Consider the following 18450-nt stretch of genomic DNA (forward strand, 5'->3'; position numbering starts at 1 on the left):
CGGAAAACGAAAGCCTGGAGTCGATCAACATTGGCGCCTTGGGCGACCCTTCGCGAGGACCGTTTGTATTTAAAACAGTATCCGTGTTCCCTCAACAAGTTCAGGAACTCATGAAAAACCCGCGTGGTTTTGTAATCCAACTCGCCAATTTTGATATTACCGACGCACTCGGTACGAACTTTGCTTTCACATCAAGGGATGTGCTTGATCGAACCGCAGGAATCTCCTTTGATTTAGGTGACGGTCGCGTTGAAAATTATCGTGTTGCCACCTCTAGCATCCACGACCCCGCCTCGGGTCGGCCAGCCGGAATCACGATGGGATACGCGTTAGAGGTCATCGGGCTACAACGTTATGTGACGATCCGAGACGGAGGCAACGGTGTTGTTGATACGCTTGCAGTAGATGGTGATGAACAGCTGCTTGCTGTTGGTGCCGCCGTCGAGCCCAATGAGGTCATTGTGGCCGTGGGCGACAATCAAACGTTGAGCACAGTGCCCCAAGGCGACGACATATTGGTTGAGGCCGATTACGCCACCAGTCTAGTGGAGGACTTCGACACTATTGGTGATGGTGGAAACGGCCTGGCCGAGACCACAGCCAGCGGCGATGATCTTCAAAACGTTTCGGTCGGTTCCGCCGTGGTGAGCGGGCAACCGATTATTGCAGTCGGCCCGAATGGCGTGCTCGACACAATCCCTTTAGGAGACGATGCGATCGACTTGGCATCTGAACCCCCTCGACGAATGCTGACGCGTTTTCGTGACGTTGCAGCCGACGTGTCGACCAAGCGTTTCTGGGCATTGTTTCAGCCGCAGGCCAGACCGGGCGTCGATCTTGACAACTACATCATTCGCTCTGGAGAACAGTTTAACTTTGCCTATGTGCAAGATAAAGACGAAGACGGCGTTTGGGCAAGAGAAGAGTTTCTGCATGGCAGTTCCGATTTGCTGGTAAATACCGATGGCTGTACGCCACTGACGGCAGCCGATCAGTGTGACTCGCTATCTGACAAAGAGGAAATTCAAGATGGTTGGCGCGTTCAACTGCGCGGTTCCCCACAGGCCTACCCGGTCTACCCGAATCCAAACCAAGGCGATTCAGATCGGGACGGCCTGCTTGATCATGAAGAACGCAACTGCCTACTGGATCCTCGGCTGCGAGATTCCGACCTGGATGGCCTGACCGATTGGGAGGAGTTAACGGGTATGCGCATTGTAGAAGGAGCGATCACGCAAATGGTAAGTCGCGATCCCGACACCAATCTGATTACGTACGTCATCACGCCCTATGAAGGCGCGGCAACGGGCTGCGACGACAGCGAACCGCCGACCTGCAATTTGATCCCTCACGATGTGATCGTCGGTTGCAATACTGAAATTGATGCCCTTACCGGCGTTGGGTTTGCCACCGATCCACTCAATGCAGACACGGACGGTGATTTGGTGAACGACGCTGTGGAACTGAGCCTTGGCATCAACCCCAACGACTCTCAAGATGGACCGCTCTTTCTTGATGACGATGGTGATGGGGTTGCCAACTTTATCGAAGAGACCGGCTTTACTACCTACGTTAATGGCGTCGAAGTCACTTTTACATCGAACCCCAATAATCCAGACACAGACGGCGATTTACTACCGGATCTTCTCGAACATTTCATTCGTAGTAATCCTCGTAGCGTGGACACCGATGGGGATGGCATCTCAGATAACAACGAGTATAGAAACGGCGGCGCCGCCTGCGTTACCCAAAATGTGGGCGAAACGTGTGTATCGTTTGCCGACCTGATCGAGAGTAGCTTCCAGTCCTACCTCTCGGAGTGTGAAGCCGCCGATGTCTGCAATAACACTACCATCGAGCAAACATTAGCCAGCCTCAATCAGTACGGAACGAATCTGAACGAAAAAGACTCTGACTTCGACTCAGTCGATGATTTAGAAGAAATCGTCGGCGTGACTATCCAAGTCAATGATCTGAACGAAATGGTCAATTCAGACCCAATAGCCAACAATTCGGACGCGGATTTACTGGACGATGGTGAGGAAAGAATGCTTGGCAGCAACCCTCGAGAAGCAGACACTGACGGTGACGGACGATTCGATCATATCGAAAGAGATCTGGGTTTGGATCCTGCATTCCGTGACAGGTTGATATCGGTATCTTCCAGTGGCTTTCGCATTACAACTGCTGCCGAAGATGGCGAAATTGCAGAAATGGTATGGTGGGCTAACGTAAATAATAGCCAAGTCTGCTTCCTTCCAGAAAGAACGGTAAACCTGAACGAATTTGTCGATTTCACCTGCATTTACATCACTAATGCGGTGTTGCGTGACGATGGCTCGTCCATCACCGTCACTATGGCCGGACACGAAGTGGATGGCAGCTTCGACGGAATTGGAATGGCCGACAACGATGAAGTGTGTAATCAGCAGACTGTCGTATTTACCTATGACGAACCGAGCACAAACAGCATTGAAAGAACGCACATATGTAACTCGGGTACGCCTGACTTGGGGTTCACGACGACCCTAACCGTGACGGAGCAATAGCAAAAAAACCGATCGGCTGCCGCCCTAAAACGAGGGCGGTAGCCGAAAGGTAATCGTGATCGGCGATTATTCGCCGCGATTGAGTATCGCCTCGACCGTGCCTTGGGCAAGAGGATGGTAGCCTGGCCGCGCACGTTTATACACGTCGAAGGCAAACTCGCGATGCGCTGGCGTGGCCATCAAATCGTCATACAGCGGCACAATCAGTTTACGTCGACCAATACCAAGCAGGTATTGCTCCAAACGTGCGAATCCGGGCTGATAATCGTGCCGGATCACGTGTCGCATCCAGCTGTGGACGATTTCGTTATTACGCGACTCCGTCAGGGCGAATTCGCTATCCAATTGCTCAAGCTGGGTTCCAGAGAGATCTGACGGCAATTTATTTAAGAAGTAGAGCCATTCATGCACGCTCCAGTTGCTGGTGTCGAGATCACCGAGTGCCACTGACCCATTTAACCAACTCAATCCCTGTGCATCGATCGCGGTAAACGCATCGGATACCGGCACCATCGAGGCGTCCGGCAAGCCGTCTTCAAAAATCCATTCGTCGACTTCACTGCGTGTAACGGTGCCGGGATGTTTATCCACAAGGTTGGTCATCAGATAGTCAATAAACTGATCCGTGGAGATGCTCTGAAAGGCAAACGCATCGAAGTACTTGCGCAAGAAGACATCAAACTTCTCGCGACCAAAACGGGTTTCTAGCCAGTTCACGAACATCTGGCCCTTGGTGTAGGGCACGCCACTAAACACGTCATCGGGGTCGCGGCCGGTTAGATCAATCGCCAGCAGCTGGTCTGGCGCGGGCAACCCTTTGAGTTCATCGACCAGCGACTGATAGTCGAGGAAGTACTCCATATCGGCACGATCTTTTCCGTACACGGCCTCCATGATGCGCGTAGTGAGAAACGACGTGAATCCTTCATTGAGCCACAGATCTCGCCACGTGCCGTTGGTTACAAGATTCCCCGACCAGGAATGCGCCAGCTCGTGCGCGATGAGCGAAACGAGACTCTTGTCGCCGGCAATCACGGTTGGCGTAATGAACGACAGCCGCGGATTCTCCATCCCGCCAAACGGAAAACTCGGCGGTAGAATCAGTAGATCGTAGCGACCCCAGCGATAGGGTCCGAACAACTCTTCGCTGATCACCAACATCTGCTCGGTGTCCGCAAACTCGGCCGCCGCCGACTCGACAATCGTCGGTTCAGCAAACACGCCTGTGCGACCGCTCATCGGCTCGAACACCAAGTCGCCCACACCGAGTGCAATGAGATACGCCGGAATGGCCTGCGGCATCTCAAATCGATAAACACCATCCGCCCGCTTCTCGCTCGTCGGTTCATTCGACGCACTCATCACAGCGCGCAAGTTTGACGGTACACGAATCGTCGCCCCATACGTCATGCGCACTCCGGGCGTGTCCTGTATGGGAATCCAGCTGCGCGCGTGAATGGCTTGCGACTGCGTGAACAAAAACGGGTTCTGCTTGCCTGCCGTCTGCTCAGGCGTAAGCCATTGCAAGCCTGATGCGGCAGGCTGACTGGCGTACTTTATTTCAACCGTAAGTGTCGTTTGGTCATTATCAGGCAGATCCACAATGAGCGCTCGACCCAGGTTCGGATCGATCTCGCCCAAACGAAATTTGAGTAACGAGGACGCACGCTCTTCTATTAGGGTGGCGCGACGAACATCCAAATCCCGTGTATCCAACCACAAGGTGGACACACCTGGCTTCCGTTCGACCGTCAGACGCGCGGTGCCGACCAGCTGGCGAGCCTCAAACTCAACCGTCAGATCAAGTTCAGCGTGTGTCACGTGTGCTTCGTTGGGTTTGGCAAACGAATGCACATCGAAGGCGTATTCGCGCGCGGCAGGAACGTCTTGAGTGTCGCTGACGGCGGCATCATCATGCTTGGGCGATGACGGGCCACAGGCGGTAAGGCCGATGGCGAAGACCGAAACCGTAAGCATGCGTAGCGTCGAAGACAAACGATCATGTCGTGTCATTGGGAGCTCCATTTAACCGTCGGCTACCAGATTTTAATAATGTCATCCGGCGAGCGGTACAAACCGTCCCCGGGTTTGACGTTAAACGCGCGATGAAAATCAGGCATGTTGGCCACGATCCCATTGACCCGGTACTTGCTGGGAGAATGGGGATCGGTGAGCAAACGGCGCCGCAGCTCATCATCGCGATACAGCCGTCGCCACACTTGCGCCCAGCCCATAAAGAAGCGTTGATCACCCGTATAACCATCGATTACGGGCGCTTCAACGCCTTTCAACGAGAGACGATAGGCGCGATACGCCATGGTTAGTCCAGCCAGGTCACCGATGTTTTCGCCGAGCGTAAGCTCGCCGTTGACGAATTCGCCAGGCAGCGGTTCGAACGCCGCGTATTGCGCCACCAAACCGTCTGCGCGACGCTTAAATTCGACAGCGTCCTGCTCAGTCCACCAGTCGCGCAAATTGCCGTCACCGTCCGACTTGCGCCCCTGATCATCAAACCCATGACTGAACTCATGACCAATGACCGCCCCAATTGCGCCGTAGTTCACCGCGTCGTCAGCCTCAACATTAAAAAAGGGGGGCTGAAGGATCGCGGCTGGAAACACAATCTCATTCATCGACGGGTTGTAATACGCATTCACAGTCTGCGGTGTCATGAACCACTCAGTGCGATCGATCGGGCCGCCCAACTTGTTCAGTTGACGCCCGTATTCAAGTTCCGCAGAGGCCATCATATTGCCAACGAGATCGTCATCGCTCAAAGACAGTTTGCTGTAGTCTTTCCATTTCGATGGATAGCCAATCTTAGGCGTGAATTTGGCTAACTTGTTTCGCGCCTGAATTTTGGTGTCGGCACTCATCCACTCGAGTCCATCAATGGATGTGCCAAATGCGGTGCGCAGATTTTCCACCATTTCGTCCATGCGCTGCTTGGCGATCGGCTTAAACGTTTGCTCAACATAGAGCTTGCCAACCGCCTCTCCGAGCGTGCCGTTAACCGCGCTCACAGCGCGTTTCCAGCGGGGCCGAATTTCCTGCACGCCCCGCAGCGTGCGGCCAAAGAAATCAAAATCGGCCTCAACAAAATCGGCGCTTAAATATTCGGCGCTTGACGACAGCAAATGCCAATTTAGATAACTCCGCCATTCAGAAAGTGGCGTGGCCGCAATCAATCCAGCCAGTGAGGTTTGAAAGCTCGGCTGGCGGACAATGAAATCCTGTTGTTCGCCAAGCCCCGCCGCGTCGAGAAATGCGCCCATATCGACATCCGACAGCATGGCAAGCAGTGCATCGCGGGTGGCGGGATTAAACGTGGCATTGCGATCACGATTGCGCACCCGATCCCATTGCAGCTCGGCAATGCGGGTCTCTAGATCGAGCACGCTCTGCGCCGCACGCTCGCCATCAGGTAGCCCAGCCAGTTCGAACATGCGCTCAATGTGGGCGCGATAGGCATCCCGAATGCCAACAAATTTTTCATCCTCGTTCAGATAATAGTCTCGATCGGGAAGGCTGGTACCCGCTTGGGAGATAAACGGCACGTACCGGGTGGTATCGCCCGAGTCTTGATTGATCCAAAAGCGAATAGGGCTGCCCAGACCGTATTTCTGTGCCTCGCCAAAGTAGCGCATTAGGTCGGCGTGCGATGACACGGCATTAATCCGGCTGAAATGCCCGGCGAGTGGTGCGATCCCCGCAGACTCAATGGCTGTTTCATTCATGAACGCGTTATAGAACGCACCGATGCGCGCTTTGTCACTGCCCGGTGCGCCGCCGTTTTTGGCCGCGTCCTCAATAATGTCGCGTTGCAACGTCTCAGATACGTCAAACAACTCAGTAAACGATCCGTAGTTGGACCGGTCTGCCGGAATGTCGGTACGCGCAAGCCAACCGCCATTGATGTGACGAAAGAAATCATCCTGTGGCCGCACAGAATGATCGATGTTCTCGGTGTCCACGCCGAGCGATAAGGTGGCGCCGGTGTCGGGCGCGGGATCAACAGTAGAGCAAGCGGTGAGAGCCAGCACGGCGGCTAGCACGGTCAGTGTTCGCATGATGGAGTTCCCTATACTGTATTCAGAGGGCCGCAAGAATACCACGGCGCCTCCCCACACAACGCTAGACCGCGCGTCACTGAGATAAACCGCACACCATAGCGGTCAAGCCGCAATGAGCTGTTCGCAGGAAAATGGAGAAGATGGTTTGTCTAAACGTCTGATCAGACGTTATCGGGTTCTTTTTTGTAGTGCAGCTGATAGGAACCGATGGTGATGATATCGCCGTGCTCAAGGCTGTACTTTTTAATGCGCTTGCGGTTCACATACGTGCCATTCATGGAATCCAGGTCGAGCACGTAGTCGTCTTTGAGCACAGTGAAAATTTGCGCATGGTGACGACTGGAGTTTTTGCAATCGAGCCGAATATCACAATCGTGTTTGCGTCCGATCGTCACCCGACGTTTGTTGAGGCGATATTCGTCCACCTGCTCTCCGTCTTTGATGATGACGAGTCGGGCGGCCTGCACTTCCTGCAGGGTTCGTAGTGTCGGCGTGGGCATATCCGGTCTTTCCAGTGATTCGTTCTTATCGGCCGTTGACTCGTCGCAGCATAACAAATACCTCGCGAGACGCTTTGCGACGCACGTCTCACTCCAGCGGCTCGAACACAAATATTGTCAAACTGACCGTTAAACGCAATGGTATCGGGGTTTTCCACCCGTCAAATACCACATGCGCTAAGTTACACGGGCCCATTTTTCCAATTGAGTCAGTTATTTGCCCACTTTGCGCGCCGCTGCCCCTAATCGCAGCTGAGCCCGTTTCGTCGAGCGAGATAGGTAGGAGTACGCCGCTGACCAACGGCGAACATCAATCGATCGTGTGCACATCAGATAGGCATTGCTCGACCGCCGAGGATCGCCCGACAAGTCACCAAGCGCCATCCTCTCACGCGTCGCCGACCTTTTGGTACCGGCAACAAGGCGATCTTAAGCATTTGTTTTTATTTATTAATATCAAAACGACGCAAAACGGAACGCCGAGCGCATCGGCGTACCGCTTACGTCGCCAGATCATCCGACCAATCGTTTGCCACCACAAACATCCTCTTCCACTCGCCCTGTGATGTTTCCACGTCGACGCACTGCGGGCCACTTTCGACGGCCGCCTGCAACCGGTCGAGGGAGAGCGACGCACCGGTGCGTCGAGGCGCAAGCCAATCCTGTTTGTGCAGCGAGTGGATTGCACTCGGCGAGATCGTGCAGAGTGTATCGATCGGGCACCACGTGCCGTGAGGGGCCGCCGGGTTGATCGTGACGTGTCCGGCGGAGCCGTCAAACGAAAACGACGACGGGGACGCCGCCGGTAAACCGAAGGGGAAAAACAATCGACCTTTAAGAATCGCTCGTACTCGGGTGATGGGCTGAGGCAACGCCGATTGAGCCTCAGAGCGCGACGACAAGCGGAGCTGTCGATCATCCAAATGCGACAATTTACGACGCAGTGAATCGCGCTTACCTGGACCTACCCAATCGAGCTCGCCGTCGCGAAAGACCCCTAGATAAAATTTGCAGGCCACCTCCCAATGTTCGAGCGTCCCGTCCGCGAGGTTTCTCACAATGAAGTCGAATTCGCCCAGCGTACGCTCGTCATCGGCGATCTGGAGTCGACGCGCGACGCACTCCAATGCGGGCAGTCGGGATAGCCCGAACGCAATCAAGGTTTCAAAACGGGCGCCTAATCGATGATCGGTTTGCTGCCCAAGGGCATGGTCCAATTGATCCGCCATCGACGCGTCATCGGCCATCGCTGGTTGGTCGCACAGATCGCGGTACCAGGTATCGGTTTGCCATCGGACGTCGGTTTCTGATCGCACGAGTGGCGGGCTGCCGAGGGACCAGCGTAAGGCCTCGACCTGGTTGTGTTTGTTGTGTTTTTGCAACAAATTTTTCGCAGGTTATGTGGACTCACCGCACGACTAATACGGCGATTCCGCCACCCGCTAGTGGATTAGGCAGAATGCAAAATAGCGTGTATTTCACGGTATCGAGTTTTATCTGGTGCGAAACACTATGGTATATTTCGGCCTTAGTTACCACAGCAATCGCTGTGCATGTATTATCCGACCCACAATATGCCGCTGCTGGCAGGAGATTCGAGGTCATGAAAAAACTACTATTTATCGCCCTGACCGTGGCGTTATTGGGTGCACCGCAACAAACCGCTCAAGCGGAAGAAATTATTGAAAACGGGCGCTGGTACCTGAGCCCGATGGGCACCTACGTGTTCCGAGAAGACAAATCTCGCTTCAGTAATACCGGCGCAGGTGGCCATATCGGTTTCGCCCGCGGCATCGCAGACAACTGGGCCATCGAATTCAACTTGGTTGGCAACCAGCTGCGGGGAGACGGCCAGCACCGCATCGGCCAAGTGGGCCTCGGCGTCGACCTGATCAACACCTTTCGTACTCAGAGTAACTGGGCACCATATTGGTTGATCGGCACGGGCTACATGAAAACCCGTTCGAATGAAAACGGCAACTCGCCACCGTCTGGGGCTGATTCTGACAACGCAATCGCCTCGGCCGCCTTGGGTCTCGCCCACCGCATCGGTGACTCCAGCGGCATGTTCCGTGCGGAAGTTCGTTACCGCGGCGATTTTGCGGATCGCGACGATTACACCGACCTGCTGTTCAACCTCGGTTTTACCGTACCGATGGGCCCCTCTGCGGCGCCACCCGTGATTCTCGATAGCGACAACGATGGCGTGGTGGATTCCGACGATCTTTGTCCTGGTACTCCGGCCAATGCGCAGGTCGACGCTAACGGTTGCGAGCTGGATAGCGACAAAGACGGCGTCAAGAACAGTCGCGACCAGTGCCCCGGCACACCAATGGGTGTCAAAGTCGATGCCGATGGCTGTGAAATGATTCAGGATGCGGACGGCGATGGCGTCGCCGATGCGGACGATCAGTGCCCGAATACGCCTCGAGGAACGAAAGTCGATGCGAATGGCTGCAAGGTTATTGGTGACGACGACAACGATGGCGTACTCAACAACATTGATGAGTGTCCGAACTCCGCGCCCAACGTGCGCATCGACGCCCGTGGCTGCGAGATTAGCGAAGAGATTCAGTTGCCGCGCGTTGAGTTTGAACTCAACTCCGCCACGCTGACGCCAACGTCGCTGTCGGTGCTCAGTGGTGCTGCTTCCACTTTGAAGAAGTACCCCGACATCACCGTCGAGGCGGAAGGTCATACCGACAGTACCGGTCGCGCTGACTACAACATGAACCTGTCGCAGCAGCGCGCTGAGTCGGTTCGTGACTACATCATCAACCAGGGCATCGATGCCGCTCGCATCACGGCTCGCGGATTTGGTGAAACCCGCCCGATCGCCGACAACGCCACTGCGGAAGGCCGTCAGGCCAACCGACGCGTGACGCTGCGTCTGACGAGCGAGTAAATCGCTCTGGCTAATTAACGGCTAAACCCGTTATCCTAAGCCCCGATGACCGGTTCATCGGGGCTTTTTTATGCGTCGTCCAATTCTGCTTTTTTTACTCAGTGCTCTTGTCGGTGGCATGTCGGTCACGTTATCAGCGTGTGACAGCCCGCCCGATGTGACAGAACTCAATGAACCGCTCCTTGACGACTTCGCTCGTGACTCGCTGAGCATTCGCACACAAAGCGGCGACACGTTGGACTTTACGGTGTACGTTGCTCGGACAAGCGAACAAATGAGCCAGGGCCTCATGTTCGTGCGCGAGTTACCGGACCGCACTGGCATGCTGTTTACTTACTCCCGACGACGCATCGCGTCAATGTGGATGAAAAACACCTACATCCCGCTCGACATCTTGTTTATCAAACAAGACGGTACAATTTCCGATATTCATGCCAACACCACGCCCAAGTCGCTTAAGAGTCGTCGCTCAAGCGGTCCGGTACGTGGCGCACTCGAACTAGAAGCCGGTAGCGTGGAGCGACTCGGCATACAAATCGGCGACACAGTGTTGCACAGCCACTTTCGAACGCGCTGATGATCACCACGGTGCTCGCCATTACGGTGATTGGCTTGATCGTGTGGCTCGCCATGCCACGCCTGACCCGACGACTCATTTTCAAACCCGAAGCCGGCCCGCATGATTGGGTCGAGCCGTCGTTCCCGGGCGGGGTGATCCACGAGCACGTGTTTTTTGATACACCGGATGGCGAAACGCTCCATGGTTGGCTCGTACAGCAAGCAGGCAATGATCTTGTCGTACTAATCTGCCACGGCAATCGTGGCAGCATCGCTGGCCGCGAGGAAACCGCACTGTATTATCTGGCACTCGGTCTTAATGTCATGATGTTCGATTATCGAGGCTACGGTCGAAGTTCCGGCACACCGAGCGAATCGGGCAGCTATACCGATGTTGACGCCGCCTGGCGTCTGCTCACGCACGAACGAGGTTTTGCGCCGAACCAGGTGGTGTTGCTCGGCCGATCATTGGGCGCTGCGGTCGCCGCACATCTTGCCAGTCATGCACAACCCCGCGCGGTTGTACTCGAATCAACCTTTAGCTCATTGCCCAGGCTGGCACGCGAACTCTATCCCATCTTAAGCCTGTTCCGATTTGGCGCACGTTACGACACACAAAGCAAAATTTCGCACATAACCTCGCCGCTATTGCTGGTACACAGCGTCGACGATGAACTGATCGGTTTTCATCATGCGCGCCAACTTCAAGATGCCGCGCCGGCCGACACACCACTGGTCTCTATTACCGGTCGTCACCGCGATGGGTTTGTCACTAGCCGGGCGGTGTATATACCGGCGCTGGTCGATTTTCTCAATCTGTCCAACGTCAGAAAATCAGCGTCTGACTGACCGTCACTCAGACGCGCGGCGTGCTTTAGGGGATCTTCGCCGACGCCTTGAGCTGCCTATCGGTCTGATTTACTCTGGACGCTTCGATCACTTGACCCTTCGCGTCGCGCTCCGATGAGTGAGCGAACCATGGACTCGCATTCTATGTCTCACACCTGTGTACTCTCGTTCGTCGCTGCCGCCCTGTTGATGAGTGGTTGCACCACCGTCACGACGGATGACCGTGCCCGAAACGTTATCCTATTTGTTGGCGACGGCATGAGTCTTGCCACCGTCACAGCCTCTCGCATTCTGGAGGGACAGCAACGCGGCGGTCAGGGCGAAGAGCATCTCCTGGCCTTCGAAACCTTGCCCTACACCGCTCTGGCAAAGGTTTATAACACGAATCAGCAAGTGCCGGATTCAGCCGGCACCGCCACCGCCATCCTATCAGGACACAAAACACTCGCCGGAGTGGTGGGTGTGGACAGTCGGGTCACACGGGGTGATTGCAACACAGAGTTCGCTGCGCGAGTGCCGTCGATTGTGCAAATAGCTGAAGAGAACGGCATGGCCACCGGCATCGTCAGTACCGCACGCATCACACACGCAACGCCTGCCGCGGCCTACGCGCACAGTGTGGAACGCGGTTGGGAAAACGACGCAACGCTGCCCGACACGGCGACTTCTTGCCATGACATTGCACGACAGCTCATTGAGTTTTCGCATGGCGACGGCATCGACATTGTACTGGGTGGCGGCGGCCTGCAGTTTCTGCCGGACTCACGCGGTGGCAAGCGCACCGATGGACGCCATCTATTTGACGATTGGCAAGCGTCAGACCCTGATAATCACATGTTTGTTTACAATCGGGCGATGCTCGCCACGGCTGTCTCGACGGTCGGTAACAAAGTGGGCCGACACGCACGACAAATTCTCGGTGTTTTTGCGCCGTCGCATATGAGCTATGAAGTCGATCGCGTGCGCAATCAGACCGACGAGCCGTCTCTGACGGCGATGACGCTGGCGGCGATCGAGCACCTTTCTCCAAAAGAGGGGTATTTCTTACTGGTCGAGGGTGGCCGCATTGATCATGCACATCACGGTGGTAACGCGGCCCGGGCGCTAACCGAGACTATCGAGTTCTCCAATGCCGTCAGGGCCGCACTCGAGACCGTTTCACTTGACGACACCCTTATCATTGTCACCGCCGATCATGGTCATACCTTAACCATTGGCGGCTATGCCACGCGGGGTAACCCCATTCTCGGCAAGGTCATCGAAAACGGTCCGGACGGACGCTCCACGCGAAAACCTGCGCTCGATATCAATGGCCAACCGTATACGTCTCTATCCTACGCCAACGGACCCGGCTATCTGGCGTCCCAAAAGGAAGTCATGGCCACCGCCGACACGAGTGACGTCAACTACCAGCAGCAAGCTACTGTCGGTTTGTATAGCGAAACGCATAGCGGAACCGATGTTCCAGTGTACGCAGGGGGACCCGGCTCCGATAACGTGCGCGGCGTCTTGGAGCAGAATAAGCTGTTCGATATTATGGCCAGAGCACTTGGCTTCATCCGCTGACCGACGGCGCGTCCGTATGAAAGTGACCGTGATCACCACATCGCGTGCCGACTTTGGCCACATTGTTTGGCCCGTCAAAGCCATGCAGTCACACGATGACATCGATGTCGATGTTATCGCCATGGGCGCGCATTTGTCGCCGTCTTACGGGCACACGCTCAACGACATGGCGTCTCATGGAATTGAGCCGGATCATGTGCTGGAAACCCTGATCAGCTCGGACACCGATGTAGGCATGGCCAAGACGATCGGTGTGTCGATGTTGAGTCTCAGTGACTGTCTCGCCGCAAGCCGGCCGGATGTCTTACTCGTGACGGCCGATCGCTACGAGATGCTGGCCGCTGCCTCGGTGGCTCTCGCGCTTCGCATTCCCATTGCCCACGTGGAGGGAGGAGAGGTGTCAGCTGGCGCCATCGACGACGCCGTGCGCAATGCGCTGACCAAGCTCAGCCATCTTCACTTTGCACCACATACGGACGCGGCCCAACGCATTATGGCTATGGGCGAGGAGCCCTGGCGAGTGTGCGTAACCGGCGCGCCGTCGCTCGACCACTTGCGTCATCGCACTCTCCTGACGCAAGCGGAGCTGGAACGCGCACTGCAGACCTCGCTCGACAAGCCATTCACGGTTGTGTCGTATCATCCGGTTACGTTGCTCGATGACACCGTCGCCGAAGCCGATGCATTCTACGACGCGCTGCACGAGCTCGATCAAACATTGATTTTTTGTTTCCCAAATTGCGACGCCGGCAGTCACCAACTCGTCGAACGAGCCAATCAATATTGTGAGACACACTTGGACTCGCGTGTGTACGTCAACCTCGACCATTGGGTTTACTGGAGTTTGCTCCATCAAGCCCATGTCATGATCGGAAACTCAAGCAGCGCCTTAATGGAGGCGCCCTCAATACCACTGCCCGTTGTCAATGTTGGTGAGCGCCAGCGTGGCCGACTAACCGCCCCCAACGTGGTCAGCTGTGCCGCCGAGTCCAGCGCCATCGTGACAGCGTGGCGCCAAGCCGCCTCGAATGCGTTTCGTCGCTCGCTGGACGGCATGCAAAACCCCTACGGTGATGGTCAGGCAGCGACGCGAATGTGCCAATTTCTTCTGGACCACCGCGATCGGGACGCGCTGCTTGATAAGCGCGCGCGAACAGTGGTGTCATCCGATCAGATCGATGGATTCCTCAAAACGTTCGATTAGTTCACCCGTAGCGCCACGCCTCAACACACGATACGCCCATACCCTAATCGGGCGCACATCCGCAATTGCAGGTGGGGTCTTAACTGACACCAACGCGAGCACACACTCGACCAATGTTAAAAACTCGTACAGCGCGCTCGCACGCTGCTAGCTGACGCGGCGATCCTCGCCGCCCGACGGGTTGTCGACAAACTCGTCCATAAATGGACGGAAACGGTCGCTACGCCCCACTTTGCCGCGCGCAATCGACAATAAATCGCCTGATGGACCCGGTGAGCGAAGACGTGAGAACAGCGTGCTGTCGTAATCGATATTGATGAACCCTAGCACCCTGTCTAGGGTGGCACGTGGACGGGCGACAAACTGTTCGTAATTCAGAGAGAGCATGGGAAACTCTCCGAGAGTGTGCCAATGATCAAGCGTAGAGGTGAATTGATTAATGCGCTGACTAATCAACGGCATGGTCGATGGCACATCGCCGGTCACCGGGCTCTCGTGCGTGTACAGATCGAGCGCGAGGTCGGCCGGCTGCTGCACAATTTGTACGACGCGCATTCCTGGGAATAAGAGGCTGGCAAAGCCTAGATAACTTGCGTTATTCACCTGCGCATCGATTAACACACTGCGCTCCACTGAGAAATTACTCTCTAAAAATCGCCGAGCGAGTTTGCCAAGTTCAGCCCGTCGCGCCTGCGAAAGCGCCTCGGGGTAGGCATCGGGTGTGGCCAATACCGAGGGCAACGAGTGCGCGAGCTCTTCGAGCGGTAAGCGCTGCGCGCTGACCGCCACCTCCGGATGACAGCCCAACAGCTCACTGAAGAGCGACAACGCAAATCCTGGCATACCCACAAGAAAAACTGGCGAAGCCGTCGCTCCATCACTGCGTCTCAGCCGAGCCATTCGATCGCGATCAAAAAATGACCGTGCCGCATCATCGGATTCCACTAACTCACGACTCGCGCGAAGCTCATTGGCCAACGTGTAGTGTTTAAAAGCACGGGCGTAATCTTGCTCATATTCGTGAAGTTCGCCGAGTCGAAAATGGCAGCGGCGTCGACCGGCAGCATGATCCAGTCGATTGTTGAGACGGTAGCTCAGTAGCCGAATCGCTTCGCCCGTTTGATCACGCATCTGTAATAGATCCGTGCACAAAAGCGCTGTGCCGACGTCGTAGTCCTTCGGATCGCCGGCTTGGCGGATGTGCCGCAGGGCTTTATTCACTTCGCCTTCGCGCGCACAGACCTCGCTCAATCCTGCGTGGGCCGCCGGACTGTCGTTCATGTTGATTGCCGCCTGGTAGCTGCGCCGCGCACCATTCAAGTCGCTGCGCAAAAAATGTATTCGGCCGAGCATGACCAGCGCCGGCACATTGCGGGGCTCAAACTGGAGGGCCAACTGACAGGCTTTCAACGCGCGGTCGTACTGCCCGAGCTCCACCAGTGCGGCGCTTTTTATAACGAACGCATCCGGATCTTGCGGCATCACATCCGCATGGTACTCAAGCTGCTCAAGCGCGTCCTCGTACGCACCCTGCTGCGCATACAGTCGCGCGAGAAGAAGATGCACGTCCTCAAATCGACCTCCTAGTCGAACCGCATTGAGTAGTGCGGCGAGTGCCGGTTCGGTATGGCCCGTCGAGTGATAATATTTTCCGAGCTGATAGTGAACTTCGGGATATTCGGATCCAGCTTGCCTGGCAAACTCGAACGCTCGTCGCGCCAATTCGTGCTGCTCGTGCTGTGCAAACACACAACCCAGACTCACAAATGCTGGTGCGTAGGTGGGATCGGCCTCTAGCGCATCGAGAAACGCCCGGACCGCGCGCTTCTGTTCACCGACGTTGGCCAATGCGTAGCCCAGTCCCAGGTGCACATCTGCTCGGTCTGGAGCCAGTCGTGACGCTCGCTGTAAGTGAAACACCGATGCGCCGTGATCGCCGAGGCGACACTCGAGTTTCCCGAGTAGACTGAGCGCCTCGAAATTATCAGGATCGTCATCGAGCACATCGCGATAGCGTTGGCGCGCGGCCTCTAATTCACCACGCGTATCGGCCCGCACCGCATTTTCAAGTCGCGCTAACAGACTGGGCGTCAGTGGCGTAGCAGCGGATCCCATGCCCTTAGAACGCCTTATCGGGCGGTGATTCGAGCATCTCGACTAAGCCCTCGAGATGATGTTTATAGTGCCGATAACGACGCAACGAGATCGATTTGAGCGACGAGGGCTGAGGCAAACGCTCTTCGTCATCGTTAACGTCTGTGTGACCTTGAAGACCCAAGAAACGCAGTAGATACGCGGCTTCTGTATCGTACTCAAGAATCATGCGCTCATACGTGACAACATGCATCGGCAGCGTCAGCACCGACTGCCAGTGTGCCATCAAGCGCTTGTGTGCATTGATGTACGTGGCGATGTCGTTCATGTTGTAAGCAAACGATGTACTGCCGGCCGCGGCCGAAAAATGCGTGAAATAACACGACAACGCGATATCCCGATAGTCACGCGCGCAATACACGATGCGCGCCTTCGGAAACATCAGCTCAATGAGTCCCAAATACAAAAAGTTGCGCCACGTTGCATCAACCAGCACGTGAGTCTGATCCGCCACTAAGCGCATTCGATCTTGATACAACGCGGCATAGCGTCCGAGCACGGACTGATCAAGCTCATCGGCTGCATGAGGCCACGAAAACCCCTGTTCCGAGCACAAACGATACGCCGCTAGCTCAACAAATGACGAGCCGCCCATGCTAACAATTTCATTGTGTTGGCGAAGCTGTTGTTCGATTACTTTGACACCCGCTCGCGGCATGCCCAGCATAAACACCAATCCCTCGCCTGAATCGCCAACGCGGGGCGCGGAGGCCATCGCCTCTTTGCTAAAAGCGGACTCAATGTGCTGACACACGCGCACAAATCGCGCCGCATCGAATCGCGCCTGCTTAAGTTGGTTGGCTATTCGGTAGTTGTGAAACGCCAAATCATACGACGCATCAGCGCCCAACAAATCGCCGAGCGTAAAATGCAGATTGACTTTTTCTTCGTCGGGAATACGTGTGCGCAAGCGCTGCTCGAGCACGGTAATTCCATCCCGGCGACGTGCCGACGCCCCGAGTAATCGAGCATAAGCGGCCACCAAATTGGACTGCGCGCGTCCGGAATGGATAACGGCCGACAGCTTTGACAATGCCAGTTTTGTGTCGCCAGTCATGGCCTTCAGTCTTCCGTAGCCAGCCAGACTATCCTGGTCAGACGGTCGCAGCTGCAGCGCCTTTTCATAGCTGTCAATCGCTTCGTCTGTCGAACCACGCTCAACCTGGAGATGCGCGAGTTGGTTCAGAACCGCCAGATCCGTCGGTGCCAGTTCATGCGCGCGCCGAAAGAATTGCTCCGCGACCTCCCACAGCCCCTGCCCTAACCAAATTTGCGCGAGGCTTCGGGTCGCCTCGACATTATTGGCATCAAGCTGCAGAACTTTATTGTACGCGGCGATGGCTTCCTGAATTTTGCCCTGACGAAGCCGCATGTCGGCCATTCCGCGCACCGCCTCAGCACAATTGGGATTGAGCACCAGCGCTCGTTCAAAGCGCGCGGCCGCTTCGGTTGTTTCACCCTGGACAAGTTTCACATGCCCGAGCACGGCGTTCGCTCGCGCACTTCGTTCGTCCAGTTCAAGAGCTCGAGTTAGGGCCTCCGCCGCCTCTTTGTGCTGCCCATCTCGATAGAGTGCATACCCCAAGTTTATCGCTGCCTCAGCGTAGTCTGGGGTGAACTGCAATGCCGACTGAAAATGCTTGATGGCTCGAGACACATTGCCTGTTTGAAGAAACAAGGTGCCGAGCTGGTTGTGAGAGAGTGAAAACTCGGGGCGCATTCTGAGCTCTTCAAAATACGCCGCCTCGGCCTCGCGCAGTCGATGCTGTGCGACGAGCACATCGCCCAAACTATTTTGAAAGCCAACGCCATAGCGGTTGAGGCGAATGGCGTCATGCAGATACTGCTCCGCGCGATCGAAGTGCCCTAAGCGCTTTTCAACAATGGCCAGCGCATGATGTACTTCGGCGTTGTCCGGCTCGAGCTCAAGCCCGGCAAGATAATGTTGCTGCGCGGCGTCGAGATCTCCCTTAAGAAGGGCCTCCCGACCACTCTCCAACGCGCTGTCTGGGCTTTTTGTGTCGGCCACAAATCCTCGCAAACCACTGTTTTAACTCCGGGAGTTTAGCATAGGGCGGTTGCCTAAGGCGCG

At 55.7% G+C, this 18450-nt stretch carries 12 protein-coding genes; 6 read left to right on the top strand and 6 right to left on the bottom strand.

The genetic code is table 11. The features are described 5' to 3' along the window. On the top strand, nt 1-2549 hold a 2549-nt coding region (locus AAF465_02925; protein MEM7081661.1), incomplete at its 5' end, for a hypothetical protein. 66 nt (nt 2550-2615) lie between these two features. Here the strand turns inward: AAF465_02925 and AAF465_02930 are convergent. The 4 genes from AAF465_02930 to AAF465_02945 all read right to left on the bottom strand — a co-directional run bounded on the left by AAF465_02930 (nt 2616) and on the right by AAF465_02945 (nt 8504). Beyond that, nucleotides 2616-4562: a M1 family metallopeptidase gene (locus AAF465_02930; GenBank protein ID MEM7081662.1), complete on the bottom strand. Its 1947-nt coding sequence runs from the start codon at nt 4560-4562 to the stop codon at nt 2616-2618. 23 nt (nt 4563-4585) lie between these two features. After that, nucleotides 4586-6619 (bottom strand): M13-type metalloendopeptidase, encoded by a 2034-nt coding sequence (locus tag AAF465_02935; GenBank protein MEM7081663.1) that lies wholly within the window; start codon nt 6617-6619, stop codon nt 4586-4588. Nucleotides 6620-6783: 164 nt separating this feature from the next. After that, the gene (locus AAF465_02940; GenBank protein MEM7081664.1) at nt 6784-7122 is read right to left on the bottom strand and encodes an FHA domain-containing protein; all 339 of its coding nucleotides are present in this window, start codon (nt 7120-7122) and stop codon (nt 6784-6786) included. A 500-nt stretch (nt 7123-7622) separates the two neighbouring features. Further along, entirely contained in the window at nt 7623-8504 is an 882-nt protein-coding gene (locus AAF465_02945; GenBank protein ID MEM7081665.1) for a DUF1853 family protein, read from the bottom strand. Nucleotides 8505-8725: 221 nt separating this feature from the next. On the opposite strand from AAF465_02945, the gene AAF465_02950 reads away from it, so the two are divergent. The 5 genes from AAF465_02950 to neuC all read left to right on the top strand — a co-directional run bounded on the left by AAF465_02950 (nt 8726) and on the right by neuC (nt 14204). Then, nucleotides 8726-10027 (top strand): OmpA family protein, encoded by a 1302-nt coding sequence (locus AAF465_02950; GenBank protein ID MEM7081666.1) that lies wholly within the window; start codon nt 8726-8728, stop codon nt 10025-10027. 70 nt (nt 10028-10097) lie between these two features. Then, nucleotides 10098-10604 (top strand): DUF192 domain-containing protein, encoded by a 507-nt coding sequence (locus AAF465_02955; protein MEM7081667.1) that lies wholly within the window; start codon nt 10098-10100, stop codon nt 10602-10604. Continuing rightward, a complete protein-coding gene (locus AAF465_02960) occupies nt 10604-11434 on the top strand; it encodes an alpha/beta hydrolase (GenBank protein ID MEM7081668.1) in 831 nt (276 codons plus the stop codon). Before AAF465_02955 ends, AAF465_02960 begins: the two co-directional genes overlap by 1 nt. A 129-nt stretch (nt 11435-11563) precedes the next feature. After that, nucleotides 11564-13000: an alkaline phosphatase gene (locus AAF465_02965; protein MEM7081669.1), complete on the top strand. Its 1437-nt coding sequence runs from the start codon at nt 11564-11566 to the stop codon at nt 12998-13000. 16 nt (nt 13001-13016) lie between these two features. Further along, a complete protein-coding gene (gene neuC / locus AAF465_02970; protein ID MEM7081670.1) occupies nt 13017-14204 on the top strand; it encodes a UDP-N-acetylglucosamine 2-epimerase in 1188 nt (395 codons plus the stop codon). Between the two features lie 147 nt (nt 14205-14351). Here the strand turns inward: neuC and AAF465_02975 are convergent, their stop codons facing one another. Both AAF465_02975 and AAF465_02980 read right to left on the bottom strand, forming a co-directional pair. Then, nucleotides 14352-16319, bottom strand: coding sequence for a tetratricopeptide repeat protein (locus tag AAF465_02975; protein ID MEM7081671.1), 1968 nt, complete (start codon nt 16317-16319; stop codon nt 14352-14354). A 4-nt stretch (nt 16320-16323) separates the two neighbouring features. Then, the gene (locus AAF465_02980) at nt 16324-18387 is read right to left on the bottom strand and encodes a tetratricopeptide repeat protein (protein ID MEM7081672.1); all 2064 of its coding nucleotides are present in this window, start codon (nt 18385-18387) and stop codon (nt 16324-16326) included. Nucleotides 18388-18450 lie beyond the last annotated feature (63 nt).

Source organism: Pseudomonadota bacterium (assembly GCA_039028935.1).
Lineage (GTDB): Bacteria > Pseudomonadota > Gammaproteobacteria > Steroidobacterales > SZUA-146 > SZUA-146.

What these genes read in the sequence shown, in the direction of transcription:
- AAF465_02935 (MEM7081663.1), bottom strand. Translation starts at nt 6,619, where the DNA reads ATGCGAACACTGACCGTGCTAGCCGCCGTGCTGGCTCTCACCGCTTGC.
- AAF465_02960 (MEM7081668.1), top strand. Translation starts at nt 10,604, where the DNA reads ATGATCACCACGGTGCTCGCCATTACGGTGATTGGCTTGATCGTGTGG.
- AAF465_02975 (MEM7081671.1), bottom strand. Translation starts at nt 16,319, where the DNA reads ATGGGATCCGCTGCTACGCCACTGACGCCCAGTCTGTTAGCGCGACTT.
- neuC (MEM7081670.1), top strand. Translation starts at nt 13,017, where the DNA reads ATGAAAGTGACCGTGATCACCACATCGCGTGCCGACTTTGGCCACATT.
- AAF465_02955 (MEM7081667.1), top strand. Translation starts at nt 10,098, where the DNA reads ATGCGTCGTCCAATTCTGCTTTTTTTACTCAGTGCTCTTGTCGGTGGC.
- AAF465_02950 (MEM7081666.1), top strand. Translation starts at nt 8,726, where the DNA reads ATGAAAAAACTACTATTTATCGCCCTGACCGTGGCGTTATTGGGTGCA.
- AAF465_02930 (MEM7081662.1), bottom strand. Translation starts at nt 4,562, where the DNA reads ATGACACGACATGATCGTTTGTCTTCGACGCTACGCATGCTTACGGTT.
- AAF465_02965 (MEM7081669.1), top strand. Translation starts at nt 11,564, where the DNA reads ATGGACTCGCATTCTATGTCTCACACCTGTGTACTCTCGTTCGTCGCT.
- AAF465_02940 (MEM7081664.1), bottom strand. Translation starts at nt 7,122, where the DNA reads ATGCCCACGCCGACACTACGAACCCTGCAGGAAGTGCAGGCCGCCCGA.